This window comes from Cesiribacter sp. SM1 (assembly GCF_020178975.1).
Lineage (GTDB): Bacteria > Bacteroidota > Bacteroidia > Cytophagales > Cyclobacteriaceae > Cesiribacter.
In genome coordinates this window covers 197,402-210,846 of record NZ_JAHXBU010000093.1, presented here as the reverse complement: position 1 = coordinate 210,846, position 13,445 = coordinate 197,402, and the positions used below count along the sequence as shown (strand labels likewise).

Annotated in this window: 12 protein-coding genes; 3 read left to right on the top strand and 9 right to left on the bottom strand. The window is 41.3% G+C overall.

The genetic code is table 11. From position 1 onward, the window contains the following. The first annotated feature begins 1 nt into the window (after position 1). The gene (locus tag KWJ01_RS22745; RefSeq protein WP_224999427.1) at positions 2–583 is read left to right on the top strand and encodes a DUF6642 family protein; all 582 of its coding nucleotides are present in this window, start codon (positions 2–4) and stop codon (positions 581–583) included. Positions 584–600: 17 nt separating this feature from the next. Next, a complete protein-coding gene (locus KWJ01_RS22740) occupies positions 601–867 on the top strand; it encodes a hypothetical protein (RefSeq protein ID WP_224999426.1) in 267 nt (88 codons plus the stop codon). A gap of 237 nt (positions 868–1,104) precedes the next feature. On the opposite strand, the gene KWJ01_RS22735 is transcribed toward KWJ01_RS22740, so the two are convergent. The 8 genes from KWJ01_RS22735 to katG all read right to left on the bottom strand — a co-directional run bounded on the left by KWJ01_RS22735 (position 1,105) and on the right by katG (position 11,560). Next, positions 1,105–2,784, bottom strand: coding sequence for a hypothetical protein (locus KWJ01_RS22735; protein WP_224999425.1), 1,680 nt, complete (start codon positions 2,782–2,784; stop codon positions 1,105–1,107). A 44-nt stretch (positions 2,785–2,828) separates the two neighbouring features. Continuing rightward, complete coding sequence (locus tag KWJ01_RS22730) at positions 2,829–3,377, bottom strand: hypothetical protein (RefSeq protein ID WP_224999424.1); 549 nt, start codon at positions 3,375–3,377, stop codon at positions 2,829–2,831. Positions 3,378–3,525: 148 nt separating this feature from the next. Beyond that, positions 3,526–4,509, bottom strand: coding sequence for a DUF6371 domain-containing protein (locus KWJ01_RS22725; protein WP_224999712.1), 984 nt, complete (start codon positions 4,507–4,509; stop codon positions 3,526–3,528). Positions 4,510–4,609: 100 nt separating this feature from the next. Continuing rightward, positions 4,610–6,124 carry a phage/plasmid primase, P4 family gene (locus KWJ01_RS22720; RefSeq protein ID WP_224999423.1) on the bottom strand — a complete coding sequence of 505 codons (1,515 nt, stop codon included), beginning with the start codon at positions 6,122–6,124 and terminating at the stop codon, positions 4,610–4,612. Then, the gene (locus KWJ01_RS22715) at positions 6,121–6,405 is read right to left on the bottom strand and encodes a helix-turn-helix domain-containing protein (RefSeq protein WP_224999422.1); all 285 of its coding nucleotides are present in this window, start codon (positions 6,403–6,405) and stop codon (positions 6,121–6,123) included. The genes KWJ01_RS22720 and KWJ01_RS22715 overlap by 4 nt, the downstream gene beginning before the upstream one ends. A 63-nt stretch (positions 6,406–6,468) precedes the next feature. Next, positions 6,469–7,296: a hypothetical protein gene (locus tag KWJ01_RS22710; RefSeq protein WP_224999421.1), complete on the bottom strand. Its 828-nt coding sequence runs from the start codon at positions 7,294–7,296 to the stop codon at positions 6,469–6,471. Further along, entirely contained in the window at positions 7,293–8,555 is a 1,263-nt protein-coding gene (locus tag KWJ01_RS22705; RefSeq protein WP_224999420.1) for a site-specific integrase, read from the bottom strand. Before KWJ01_RS22705 ends, KWJ01_RS22710 begins: the two co-directional genes overlap by 4 nt. A gap of 698 nt (positions 8,556–9,253) precedes the next feature. Then, positions 9,254–11,560 carry a catalase/peroxidase HPI gene (gene katG, locus KWJ01_RS22700; protein ID WP_224999419.1) on the bottom strand — a complete coding sequence of 769 codons (2,307 nt, stop codon included), beginning with the start codon at positions 11,558–11,560 and terminating at the stop codon, positions 9,254–9,256. Between the two features lie 25 nt (positions 11,561–11,585). Here katG and KWJ01_RS22695 point away from each other — a divergent pair, with 25 nt between their 5' ends. After that, positions 11,586–11,777 (top strand): hypothetical protein, encoded by a 192-nt coding sequence (locus KWJ01_RS22695; protein ID WP_224999418.1) that lies wholly within the window; start codon positions 11,586–11,588, stop codon positions 11,775–11,777. 80 nt (positions 11,778–11,857) lie between these two features. Here the strand turns inward: KWJ01_RS22695 and KWJ01_RS22690 are convergent, their stop codons facing one another. Further along, on the bottom strand, positions 11,858–13,147 hold the full coding sequence (locus KWJ01_RS22690; RefSeq protein WP_224999417.1) for an ectonucleotide pyrophosphatase/phosphodiesterase: 1,290 nt from the start codon (positions 13,145–13,147) through the stop codon (positions 11,858–11,860). Positions 13,148–13,445 lie beyond the last annotated feature (298 nt).

Sequence of the window (13,445 nt, the reverse complement as noted above, 5' to 3'; positions counted from 1 at the left end):
CATGGCAACCAGAAAGAATATCTTCTGCCTAGAAGGTGAATGGGACGCAAGCCTTAAAAGCCGCAACTCCATATTACCAACTCTAGAGTTTATGGAGCACAGTTACTACAAAGTAAAATATGTATTCAGAAAGGTAGCCTTGCAAGACGACCTATTCTTTTATCTTCATAAAGCCCTTAGATCTAAATTCAATACATATTCTATTATAAACTTAGCATTTCATGGAGAGTCTCAGAAGATACATATGGCTAATGGTTTTAAGATAAAATTATCTGAGATTGCTAAAGAATTCGAGGTAGCATTCGAAAATAAAATTATTCACTTTGGCAGTTGCAGCACCCTTAGGACGAATAGTAAAACGTTGCATAAATTCATGGATGACACCGGTGCTTTACTTGTTTCAGGTTATACCAGAAACATTGACTTTATAGATAGTAGCTTATTCGATATAGCCTATTTTACTCTGCTACAGAAGTATGATAGGCTCAGTTATATAGACAACAAACTCCAAAAAGATTATACTTGCTTAGTTGATAGATTAGGCTTTTATCTGTTACATCAGAATAAGGTACTTGTTGCATAGATTTAAACTAGAAAAAGATGAACTGCTACAAAACTGCCGCTAAATGGAATGCCTTCTTCGAGTTTATCAAACAAAATTTTGATGCTAACACTCAAGGAAGAATTGGTTTTATGTATCGCCCCACTGATGACCTTCAGGACATTTTTATAAAATCTGCAGATAAAAATATGCTGGCAACCATATCAAAAAAATATGGCCTTACCCCTTGTGAGCAGCCTGGAAATTTTATTGATAGCGATTGGCGTTACACTGGCAATCATAGTTTGTTTGAGGACAAGCTTTAGTCTTGCTGTACTTTTATCTACCACTGAAATTTTAGTAAATCTTTAGATTTAGGCCTTCTAACTCGCAGCTCAGAATGAGGCGCAGAAATATACATGCACTTTATCCTGCCCTGCTATACGGCTTCACCTACGACCAATACTCGAGCTTTGGTTAGGATGCGGCGCTTAATTTTTACATGGATTTGTATCTTTCAAACAAGGCTCTGCTACCTAAATTTAGAGTGCCTTTTTATAGGATCAGCTATCTAATCCAGCAGGATTGTATTTACCTATAAGGTGATGAAAAAGATCAAAAATTCTCTTAGGATATCTTTTTGTCCCCTTTAGCTTCTTATCAAGTGTGAAGTAAAATGGAGGTATGAACTTTTTATTATGGAAATTACTGCGCATAAAGCTCCATATTTCACTTGGCTTTTCAGTAAGAGTATTCTCTAGCTTCTCTATATCACTTATATGTATTAGTGTCAAAGGGTAAACATGCATTTTTTTGATTTCAAAGCCCTCTAACAATTCATTGAACCTAGAGTTAAATATTTGAGCCATCAAAGGAGTTTGCAGTGCTTTATCATTAACAATGATACAAGGATAAACTTCTATAGTCTTTCCTTTAGGGTACTTATTATCTACTTTATGAATGTGATTATTCATTAATACTATAGAATTCACTACCTGATTTACCCCAAAGTTTTCAAAGAACTTAGTCCTATCTCGTTTATATAATGACTCTATGTCACCTCCATATTTTTCATTGTCATAGATACTTCCAGATTTCACCTGCCCAAGAAGAATTCGTTTTCCATATCTAAGGTAAATATCCGCTATTTCTTTATCACCATTAGAAGTAGGGACTTTCAATTCATCAAAAAGCAATAATTTAGAATGGCTGTAATTACTAAAGCACGCTACTATTATCTTAGATAGATAACTTTCAAAGAAATACCCAAACTCACTTCTATAATCCTTGATTGAGTATTTTGGTTTACCCGCCTCATTAGTGATAGATTTAATCCAGTCGAACCAGAAATCGTTCAAAAATTGGTAATATGCTTTTTCTACCAAAAAAGTAATATCTGCGAGCACATATCTTCGCACATCAAACCTAATAAAAGGAGACTTTCTGATGCTAATGAGCTTATGTAGCTGACTATTCGGCACCCTATTACTTAATATCTCAAATATCCATTCAACTTCCTCTGAAACTTGATAGTTGAAGTCAATATCAGCATCTTCATTATTATTTCCCGTACACATATTTAAAATATGGAAAATAAAATGCTGTGGTTCTATACCGTAAGTTGCCTGGAAATACTTAATTACTTCATCTGATATACCAGGCCGGTTTAGCAAAAATTCAATTAAGTTATGGCCTCGATAGATAGTAAAGAAAGGGTCTACCTCAACCAGCTGTTCATTTAGAGGCAATAATTTTGGATTCAGTGTTTCAATTGATGCCCTGTCACCATCTTCTTCTTTCTTGATTTGCGTTACTGCGTAATTAACCGCTAATATATAAATTATGATAGCCTCCCAGAGATCATATCTCCCTTCTATCTGAAACCCCTCTATTTCTTTGATTTCATCCGATCCAACAATTTCCTCTATAGCGTATAAACAAGCCTGTCTAGTAAATAAGGCAGGAAAGTCATTTTCATCCTTTGTATGTCTGTGAAAAAGCTTAATGTACCTAAGATATATATCTTGTCTTTGAGAAAAATATTTCAATTCTTCTATCTGACTTTTCAAAGAAATATCTGTTGACAATGAATCTTTCGGTTTTAGACGATAATTCAAACCTGCAAATTCACAGAGGATGTGAGACTTAGAAATTTCGTTGATTATCGAAATCCTATTTTCCGGAGGTTTTTCTCCAAAATACATTTCATAATCGAGGATCAGCTTAGGTTTCGGTACAGACATCTGAAAATAGTTAAAGACCTTTAAAGCTAAAACAAAGCATGAAATTATTCCTTACCAAGCCTTATAAGCCTTTCATAACGCTTTGTTGGCTTTCCCTTGTAATAGGCCTTGTAGTAAGGTTTCTTTGACTCATTGTAAAGCTTCATAAATTTATCATCTAAAGTAATGCCGTGGACTTTCCCAAAATCCCGGTATGCTTTGGAGTACGTTTGCCGCTCATACATGCAGCCCTGAAATGCCAAACGGTGCAGAAAATATCCACCAATATAATAGAGTTTTCTGCATCGCTTCCCTGTTTTGGGGCACCGGAAATACCAGAGCTCTCCTACCCCCAAGTTGGAAGGCACAGAAACCAACTGCACTTCATAGTTGATTGGTCTGCCAGCGGATGTATAGCTTAGGATAATAGTAGGAATGCTCTCAGTTGTATCTACTATTATACTGATACTGCTGGTTACTTTCCCTCCCTGCCCCCAAGATAAGGCGCCTCTTTTCCAGTGGTCAGGCTCTAAGTACCCCCACTTTTTAAGATTGGTAATGGAAATAGTACGAACTTCATCGTACAGAATTGGAGATGTGGAGTATCGTCCCATTTGCGAACAATTTTAACCTAAATTTCTAGAGAAGAGTGTTTGCAATTTCTTTTGTTAGGGAAAGGCTAAAACAGCTAGAATCAGCCAAATCATCTTAATCTGTGTCCCAGGAGGCAAGGTACCCATGCCCATTAATTACCACCTGCCACTAGTTTACACTTCGTCGGAATTTTACTACTGATGCCCTTTCCCCCTTACGTTGAAATTGCTGTAAGGGGTATCGTATTAAATAGTCTGCTATGTCCAGACCATCTTTTCTGTCCTGCTCCGTTGCAATCCTTTCCAATATGTCGGAAACCGCAAAGTGGCAGATATCGCTAAGCTTAGCAGCCTTCTCTGCCCAGGCATGATATGCTCCCAAATCGGGGAATAGAAATGCTTTTCTTCCAGCTAGTGGCAAACACCTTTTCTCACTAAGATTATTGAGACTCCCAACTGCCAGCCAAATGAAATCTGGCAGGTATGCACTTGCAATGATGGCAGTCTTCTCACTCTCTACTATAGCAACGGGCTTTAAAGGATGCAAGGGTAAAAGATGCTCCCCGAAAAGACATTGCTCCAATCTAAAATGCTCCAGTTTACAGACCTTATGCGCCCAGGTGATGTGATTGTAAGGTGACTTGACCCTATGCCCGTTCCTGGCACAGTACAGCATTATTTTCCCTGAACGGATTTGCCCAAGCCCGTCTATCTGCCAGAATACTGTCGCTCCAGGCCAATGCTTTGATGTGCCTATATGATAACTGGCGATTAGCTCCCTCACTACATCATTACTGAATAAGGTCCGCAGATACTCGACAAAGCAGTTATGGTCATACGATTGTCTGCTCTTTAGAAATACCTCGTCCGGAACAGTGGAAGGAGCTAAGCCTTGTTGCAAATCTGGCAGTCGAGACTTATTAGGATACTTCTGAATTCCAATTTCAGTGTCTCCCTTATTGACAAACCCATCCTTGTATGGGTTAAGCCAGTAGCCACACTTATTTACTCTCTCGCATTTTCCATACCTGATAGACAAATGCTCCCCCGTTTGGGTATCTATGTACCTGGTGAAAACCTTTGCTTTACCACACTGGGGACAACGGTATCGGCTGCTCATACCTTTGTAAGGCTCTAGACAATAGCGGTACATCTGGTGAAATTTAAGTTTGTTTCTGACATGCACTTTTTTCATTTTTTGCACCCCGGAAAAACGCCAGTGAAAAAGGTGCAAAAAGTGAAAGTGCAAAGCATTACTTATTCCTAGCTATTTCCAGGTAGGCTACATTGCCAACATTATGCTTGTTTACAGATATCCCTGCGCTTTCAAGCCTCTTACGGAAATTAACTTTGCTGACTGGATGATAGCCATCTTCAACACAGTACTGCCTATACTCGGCATATAATCCTTTGATGAGCGTATAAGATGACGAGCTTTTAACATACTGCTGCTCCTCCAGAAACATTTGAACACTGTCGCCCTGCTTCCGGTAGTCTGCTAATTGCCGAACCACAACATCGCTATGGGTGAATGTTTTATTGGTAAGCAAGCGCTGCAGGCCCTTGAGTGCCCAGTTAAAAACGCCCGATAGTTCGTCCTCAATTATCTTCTTCGCCAGGTCCTTGTCCTGCTCTGCCTCTGGTATGGTTGCTTCAAAGGGGATTATCAGAAACCTACGATAGAAAGCATTGGTATGCTCCACCTCCTTGGGCAGTTCATTGCAATTAAATACCAGCTTTGCATACCTGGTGAGCATAAATGGCTGGCCATAGGGCAGACGAGCCTCTACAGGCTCACCAGATGCCAATTGTTTGAAGATACTGGTCTCCAGCTTTCCATTAATTTCACTGGCGTAGTTTACCAGCTTATTTGCTAGCTTTGCTCTAAAGTAGCCATTATCATTCGTCAGGCTTTGTAATGAATAACTTGAGATATTCTCATCACCAAGCAGGGCACTGACAATTTCAAAAAAGACAGACTTGCCATTGGCTCCGCTTCCATAGAGCAGAAGTACCTTCTCCAGCTTGAGAACACCCGTCGGGATAAACACATATCCCAGAAATTCTGCAAGAATATCCTGTAAGGCCTTATCAGGCAGAACCTGGTCCATATATGCTTGAAACTTGGGAGCTTTAGCTGACGAGTTATAGGCAAAGGGCAGTTGATATATCAGGAAGTCAGCTGCTGCAAAAGGCCGCAATTTGTTACCTTCCGCTGTAATTTCGTAGGTGCCGTTCTGGAGATTCACTAAAACCTTGCCATCTGAAATAAGAGGGGCTGGCAAATAGGCCGAGGCAAAAAATTGCTTTACCAAAGCATCCTTTTCCATATAATGCCGGGCCTGAAATTTATCCATGCCCATTTTCTCACCAGCCTTTCCCAGAAAGCTTTTTAGCAGCTCCTCTTCAATCATACTCCAGTAGCATCCATTGTAGAGGTACACCGCTTCGTTGTGCCGGCAAAGTCCCCAGCTACTCTTTGCTGCCAGTTTGAGGATTTGCTCGATGGTAATTACCTGGTAATGCTTTCTGGTTATTTTATCCTCTTCTCCAAGGCCAGCAACGTCTCTGAAATCAATAGGCTCTATCTGCTGAAGCAACGTCTCAAGCAGCTCCTCATGCCTCGTTGGCTGGTCTTTTCCCGCCAAGTCTGCTAAACTTCTCAACTGTTCCAGCATCTTATCAGATGCTTCAAAATTTGGCTGGATTTTGTTATCTTTAGTAGGACTACCAGAGGAATTGATGGGGGCATGGATATGGTGGTTCATATCTCACCCCCTTTTTCTTGCGCCTCTATTTCGTCCTTCCTGAAGCGCAGCAGTTCCGACTTTTTAAAATATACCCTACGGCCTCGATGATAACTAGGGACTTTGCCAGAGCGCCGCCATTCATAAACCGTGGTGCGGGATACTCCAAACATTCGACACACATCTTCAACTTCTAATACCTCTTCTTTTTGCTGGCTCTGCAGTTCTTGCCCTAATGAGGTAATGAGGCTTTCAATGCGATTAAGCCTCCTTTCTAATACTGCAAATGGATTATCTAACATGGCTATAGATTAAATTATATAGCCAATTAGTGGAGGAAAAAACCTGCAAACCCGACAATTAACCTACGGTAGGAAAAGTGTAGGATTTGAATTTTCTACATCTGATTTGATTCTCTCTTTTTGTTTCTGAATTTTCAGCTCCTCTTCTTTTGTTGGAGCACCATACTTCCCTAACTGTTCAAATAAGCTTTGTCGTGACATTTTACCAAAGCTACTGCAGATACTATTGGTGAATTCCGTTTGATTGTGAAGGGTTGATAATTCAATATCTAATAATCCAAGATCCTTCATAGCATAAAGAGCCTGTGCCATTATCCTAGGCCTTACCCCTTTGTACAGTTTCTTGATTATCGGGTAGGCTTTCTTTCCATCTTCTGATAAATAACTAGTAAATTTTAAATCCTCAGAATTGCCTTGGCTATTTGAATTTTGAAGCACATTCTGAATAGTTAGAGCTTTGTATATTCCTATGAGATCATAATCACTTCTTTTAATATTACGTAATGGAGTTAGATAGATTCCTCTTCCTCGGGCAACACCTATAATCTCTTCAGCAACCACAGCTAAAGGGGCCATGTGTTCAATTAACAACCATCTCTTATTCCGGACTTTTGCAATCTTCTCCTTATATCTTTCATGAATGTTCTGTAAGAGTGAATATGGATACGCTATGCCATTGTAATAAATCTCTGGTAAGTAGCTGTTAATATTTAGATTAATGTTGTGAACATTTTCCCAAAACTCGATACTAAAGGCTTCTAGAAATTTCGAATGGGAAGCAACCTTCAAATTTTCATACAAGTGATCTTGGCCACTGAAGTAGGCATCGAAAGTATTTGCTGTTAATAAATAGTCTGCCTTTAGCTCTTGCAATCTTTCATATTTAATCATGATTCAGTTGAAGTATATGTGTTCCATGCCTTATTCATCTCTGCTCGTTTCAGCTTATCGGTTATCTTTAGGTATTGTTTCATTGTACGGTAGTCTTCATGGCCGGTGACTTCCATAATAGTTTCTGGATTCATACCCTTTTCCAAGGAAAGTGTTACAAAGGTGCGACGGGCTGTATGAGTACTGATGAACTTGTGTTTCGGTTCAGTTCTGGTCTTACGTTGTTTGCCGCTGTAATGCACTGTCGTCGTGATTTCCTTGATACCTGCTTTTTCACAAAGCTCCTTTATGTATTCGTTAGTTTTGACATTGCTAATAGTAGGAAACACCTTCTGATTAGATGACGAAGTATTGTTGCGGTACCGCTCCAGTAGTACCATTGCCGGTGGCATAAGAGGTACCACCACCTTCTTTGGCTTATTTCCTTTGATCTGGTATAGGTGCCACTCCTGCCCATCCGGTGTTTCCTTTATATCAGACCACTTTAGGGCGCAAACATCGCTGAAACGCTGGCCTGTAAAACACTGAAAACAGAAAGTATCCCTAATCTTTACCAGACGCTCCGACAGCTCCTCCTTATTATATAGCAGCATAAGCTCTGGCTCTGTCAGGAAAATAACATCTTTCTTGGAGCGCGGTGCAGCAAACTCCTTGTAATCTGTCCCCGCATGTAAGCCCTGCTTTCGCGCCCAGGCCATAAATACCTTTAAGCAGTCGTAATACTTGCTAACAGTGTTATTAGACTGCTTCTTTTCTTCTGTTAGGTAGTGCCGGAATGCCAGGTCAAACTTACGATTGATCTGGTCAAGTGTTAACTTTAAATTATGCTCATCAGCATATGCTACCAGTAGCTTTCGCAGTGTGTTGTATTTTTTTACCGTCAGCGGCTTTAGCTGGCTCGCCTTTTCTTTTAGAAACTCATCATAGTTGGTGAGCAGGTCCGGCACTGCAGTAGGCTTTTTCCCATTAATCACATCCTTGAGTTTTGCCTCGATATCGGAGATACTTACTAGATTACTCGATTCCAACATGCACTCATAGGCATTTAGACAGCTCTTGCGTAGCCCGGCCAGGTACAGGTTAATGTCCACGCCTCCGGGATAGCTTCCATGTACTTCCTGCTTATTAGATCTCCAATATTTTGGGGGAATGCTTCTGCCGGTAGAAAGCAGGATAGGCTTGCCTGCATTGAACTGCAACAAAATGGCGGATTTGTTTTTTGCTTTGGGGTCTCTGAGGTAAAAATTTACGGTTGCCATGGCTTGTAAATCAAGGTGTTAGAAATCCTTACCTTAATTTACAAAAATAAAAAGCGTTTATAAAACCGTTTATAGATTTTCTTTAGATACCCGAACAAGCCATGTTCAGGTAATAGTGAAAAGTGGCTATACAGAGCTTAAATGACTATTCTAGGTAAGGATATGTTCGGGCAGTATAGATAGGTAATAGTTCTGCTCCCGCTACTAGTAAAGCCCTTTAGGTAAAACTGAAGGGCTTTTTTGTTGTTTATTTCTGATTTTTTCTAGCAGTCCCGGATCAAACTGAAAAGTTGGGGAGGGGGTAGCATCAGGCGTAGATTTACCGATTGATCCTAAAGTTGCCCTAGAGGGAGGAATTTATGCGGAATTTAAAATACACCCTTAGCCATTATCAATAAAATCATGCTGCTTCGTAGAGGCGTTCATTAAGCCAAAGCTGATCGTGGTTGAGATTCTCCGGAATAGGCTGTCCAGTTTTCATGGAACAAGCGACTTGACTGGCAACAGGATTTTCTTTTCATCAAAAGAAAAAAGGCGACAAATATTTAATTTATCGCCTTTTTAAAGCTGTTAACACAGTATCTGATTCTTCTTTGTTTAAAACATTGGAAGTAAATGCAAAAGCATATCTGCTATCAAAAATTAATATCAAACTTTTGATACAGCCTCTTCTGACTGTATCAAAAGTTTAATTCATTCTACTTTTTTCCTTGAGCCAAGACATTGCCTTGAGGGTAAACCAGGTCGAACCTGTCAAGCTTCATTACCTTATCCCAGGCAGCAGCGAAATCTTTCACAAATTTTTCTTTAGCATCTTCACTGCCATAAACTTCGGCCAGTGCCCTTAACTCTGAGTTAGAACCAAAGATCAGGTCAGCACGGGTTGCTGTATATTTCAGTTTGCCTGTTTTCCTGTCATAGCCTTCAAACAACTCTTTATCATCTGAAGCTACTTTCCATTCGGTACTCATATCAAGCAGGTTGGCAAAGAAGTCATTTGTAAGCTGATCTTTTTTATCGGTAAAGATACCGTGCTTAGATCCGTTGTAATTGGCATTGAGGGCACGCATACCTCCTACTAAAACACTCATTTCAGGAACGGTAAGCGAAAGAAGCTGCGCTTTATCTACAAGAAGCTCTTCTGTTGAAAGTGTATACTTTGTTTTCAGATAGTTTCTGAAGCCATCCGCCATTGGCTCAAGCAGCGCAAAGGATTCAACATCGGTTTGCTCCTGAAGCGCATCCATACGTCCCGGTATGAAAGGTATTTTAACAGGGTAACCTGCATTGGCTGCTGCTTTTTCAACCGCGGCATCTCCTGCAAGCACAATCAAGTCAGCCATGGATACTTTCTTCGGTCCGGCGTTTTTATTGAACTCACTCTGGATCTGCTCGTAAACGGCCAGGACTTTCTTCAGCTGTTCCGGGTTATTTACCTCCCAGTCTTTTTGAGGAGCCAGTCGTATTCTTGCACCATTTGCGCCACCTCTCCTGTCTGATTCGCGATAAGTAGAGGCTGATGCCCAGGCGGTAGATACCATTTCGCTAATCGTCAGCCCTGAGTTCAATAATTTTGATTTCAGGCTTTCAATATCCTTTGCATTGATCAGTTCATGATTCACCGCCGGAATAGGGTCCTGCCATATCAGGTCTTCCTTAGGCGCTTCAGGACCTAAGTAAGTAGTTTTCGGCCCCATATCCCTGTGCGTAAGTTTGAACCATGCACGGGCAAATGCCTCATCGAACAAGGCAGGGTTTTTGTAGAACTTCTCAGATATCTTTCTAAACTCCGGATCCTTGATGAGTGCCAGGTCTGTGGTGAACATCATCGGTTTGTGCATTTTATCCTTATCAAAGGCATCAGGCACCATCATTTTGGCTTCTTTTGGCTCCCACTGGTGCGCTCCTGCAGGACTTTTTGTCAACACCCATTCGTGCTCGAACAGGTTGAAGAAGTACAGGTGGCTCCATTTTGTAGGTGTGGAGGTCCAGGCACCTTCCAGGCCGGAAGTGATAGCATCGGCCCCTTTACCTGATTTATAAGAGCTCTTCCAACCCAATCCCTGCTCTTCGATGCCTGCAGCTTCAGGCTCCCGACCAACCTTTGAGGCATCTCCGGCTCCGTGGGCTTTTCCCAGTGTATGACCACCGGCGATCAATGCGATCGTTTCTTCATCATTCATCCCCATGCGGCCGAACGATATACGAATATCTTTAGCCGCAAGAAGTGGATCAGGGTTTCCGTTTGGCCCTTCGGGGTTTACATAAATCAATCCCAGTTGCACTGCAGCAAGAGGCAGTTCAAGCTCACCGTCTTTGGAATAACGCTCTTTATTACCTAACCATTCTTTTTCAGAACCCCAGTATACATCTACTTCAGGCTCCCAAATGTCTTCTCTGCCGCCGGCAAAACCAAAGGTTCTGAAACCCATATCTTCCAGGGCTACGTTGCCCGTAAGAACCATCAGGTCTGCCCATGAAATCTTGTTGCCGTACTTTTGCTTTACAGGCCATAGCAGGCGTCTGGCTTTATCGAGGTTGGCATTATCGGGCCAGCTGTTGAGTGGGGCAAAACGCTGCTGTCCGGCCCTGGAACCTCCACGTCCGTCTGCAGAACGATACGTACCGGCACTGTGCCAGGCCATTCTGATGAACAATCCACCATAATGACCATAATCAGCAGGCCACCATTCCTGCGAATTGGTCAGCACTTTGCGAATATCACTTTTTAATGAATCGTAATTAACACTATTGAAGGCTTCAATGTAATTGAAATCCTTATCCATCGGATCGGATAGGGAAGAATTCTGTCGAAGGATGCTAAGGTTTAGCTTGTTTGGCCACCAGTCAATGTTGCTGGTAGCATTCATGTTCAACTGGCTCTTCTTTGTTGCTCCGGAACTTCCATCAAACGCTGCAACTTCTTCCTTTGCTTTGATGTCCTGGCAAGCAGGAGTCAAAACAACAAGAACCAGCAGCAGGTAGAATGCGGTTACCTTTTTCATTTGGCTGAATTTTAATAATTGAGATGTGAGCACAATATTACTGCTTGAATCATCAAACACCTCAATAGATCCGATTGATATTATTTATATTTACATATATAAAATCTATATAAATTCAGGTAATAATTTTGCAAGAAGAATGGAAAATTGGGCTGTTTGTCTTGAGAATTTTCCTTTAAAGGAATGTGATGAAAGCCAGCTGTATGCTCGCCAATAGCCAGCACAGCTCATGTTGTCTTCAGAAAGAGATCAAACTTAAGCAGGCCAGCCCTGCTTCTGGTTTCTGTTAATAAAGATTTATTCCTGCTTCTGAAGTTTATTTTCTTCTTGCTTCAGTATGAGTTCTGCAAGTCTGGAGGTACCGTCTATATGATGAGAAAAAGGCAGGCCAAGCAGTTTTGTCACCAAAGAATAAACATGAATGTTTTCGAAAGAAGCAATCTTCTGCGCTTGCCGAAAAGCCGGGCCCCAGGCATAAAAGACTGTATTCATGTCTTTAACAGCCACAGGATCGTAGCCGTGGTGTCCGGGAAGGGGTGTGTTGCCGGAAAAATTGAAGATCTTAGGATGCTTTGCTAAAAGCACTATATCTCCGATGCGGTTCAGAGAATCGTTCTTTGCTCCGTAATGAAGGTGATACGGCACCTCAGATTTCAAATAGGTTACAAAACCTTCTTCCTTCTTCTTCAGCTCTTCATACATCTTCCGAATATCTTTTTTGTCTTTGGCATGAAGCTCTACCATTACATCGCCTTCTACCAAAGTGAACTTTGACGGGTTAATCTCAACGGGAACAGTTAAAGTATTTTGTGTGTCTACTTCTGTCATGCCATGGTCTGATACAAAAATAAAGTTGACGGGAAGTCCTGTTGTGGCAACTGCTTCGGTAAGTTTTTTTGTCCAGTGATCTATATATAGAACAGCATCTTTGGTTTCTTTAGCATTTGGCCCGAATCGATGTCCTGCATAATCTACTTCCGGAAAGTAGAAGGAAATAAAATGAGGGCGGCGGTCTTTTGGCAGATTAAGCCAGTCAACTACCGTTTGAATGCGCCGGTCAACTGGAATTTTATCGCTGTATCTATAATAGTAGGTAGGATGTATGCCTTTGATTGCAGCTTCTGAACCAACCCAGTAGTAGCTTGCTGTAAGCATTTGTTGCTGTTCTGCCAGAACCCACAGAGGAACTCCACCATACCAGCTGCCATCCTGAACCTTGTCTCTTTGGGCAATGGAATAAAACTCCTGCCGCTGTCTGTCATAAAAATTATTACTTACCAGCCCGTGATGTGCCGGATAGAGCCCCGTAACAAGGGTATAATGGTTCGGAAAGGTTTTAGAAGGGAAAGATGGTATCATTGATTCGGTCTGTACTCCCTGTTCGCTAAGGCTTAAAAGAGTATGAGCTCCATACTTTTCAGCATAATCATGCCTGAAACCATCTGCCGAAATCATGATGACATAAGGCTTCTCTTCTTGTACATGACTGTTCTTTCTTCCGTAAATAACCCGCTGCGTGGTATCAGCCTGGGCAAAGGCAGAAAAAGCCCACAGCAGACAAAATATAAAAGTCACAAAATGTTGCATGCGGCTAAGTTAAGCTACCCTTTTTAATGAGTGGACTTTTGGGTGTTAACTTTATTTGAAATTGCAGTTCAAACAGCGTTGTAGCTAGTACAGGTTAGCCATCGGGCAGGATGTTCTAAAAAAGCTATACTGATTACCTTTAGAAAGACATGGTAGAAAAAGTACAGGATTTGATTCAACGACTGGCATCGCTGCAGTTTGAAAGCCAGTGCTTTACTTTTCTGTATGTATGTGCCCAGGGCTAAGTAGCTCAATATAGTTTATTGCCTCCCCGGGCGTTCTAATCTCAAGAGAAGTC

Excerpts from the sequence above, each read along its gene's own strand:
- KWJ01_RS22740 (WP_224999426.1), top strand. The coding sequence starts at position 601 with ATGAACTGCTACAAAACTGCCGCTAAATGGAATGCCTTCTTCGAGTTT.
- KWJ01_RS22745 (WP_224999427.1), top strand. The coding sequence starts at position 2 with ATGGCAACCAGAAAGAATATCTTCTGCCTAGAAGGTGAATGGGACGCA.
- KWJ01_RS22735 (WP_224999425.1), bottom strand. The coding sequence starts at position 2,784 with ATGTCTGTACCGAAACCTAAGCTGATCCTCGATTATGAAATGTATTTT.
- KWJ01_RS22710 (WP_224999421.1), bottom strand. The coding sequence starts at position 7,296 with ATGATTAAATATGAAAGATTGCAAGAGCTAAAGGCAGACTATTTATTA.
- KWJ01_RS22725 (WP_224999712.1), bottom strand. The coding sequence starts at position 4,509 with ATGTACCGCTATTGTCTAGAGCCTTACAAAGGTATGAGCAGCCGATAC.
- KWJ01_RS22720 (WP_224999423.1), bottom strand. The coding sequence starts at position 6,124 with ATGAACCACCATATCCATGCCCCCATCAATTCCTCTGGTAGTCCTACT.
- KWJ01_RS22715 (WP_224999422.1), bottom strand. The coding sequence starts at position 6,405 with ATGTTAGATAATCCATTTGCAGTATTAGAAAGGAGGCTTAATCGCATT.
- KWJ01_RS22730 (WP_224999424.1), bottom strand. The coding sequence starts at position 3,377 with ATGGGACGATACTCCACATCTCCAATTCTGTACGATGAAGTTCGTACT.
- KWJ01_RS22690 (WP_224999417.1), bottom strand. The coding sequence starts at position 13,147 with ATGCAACATTTTGTGACTTTTATATTTTGTCTGCTGTGGGCTTTTTCT.
- katG (WP_224999419.1), bottom strand. The coding sequence starts at position 11,560 with ATGAAAAAGGTAACCGCATTCTACCTGCTGCTGGTTCTTGTTGTTTTG.
- KWJ01_RS22705 (WP_224999420.1), bottom strand. The coding sequence starts at position 8,555 with ATGGCAACCGTAAATTTTTACCTCAGAGACCCCAAAGCAAAAAACAAA.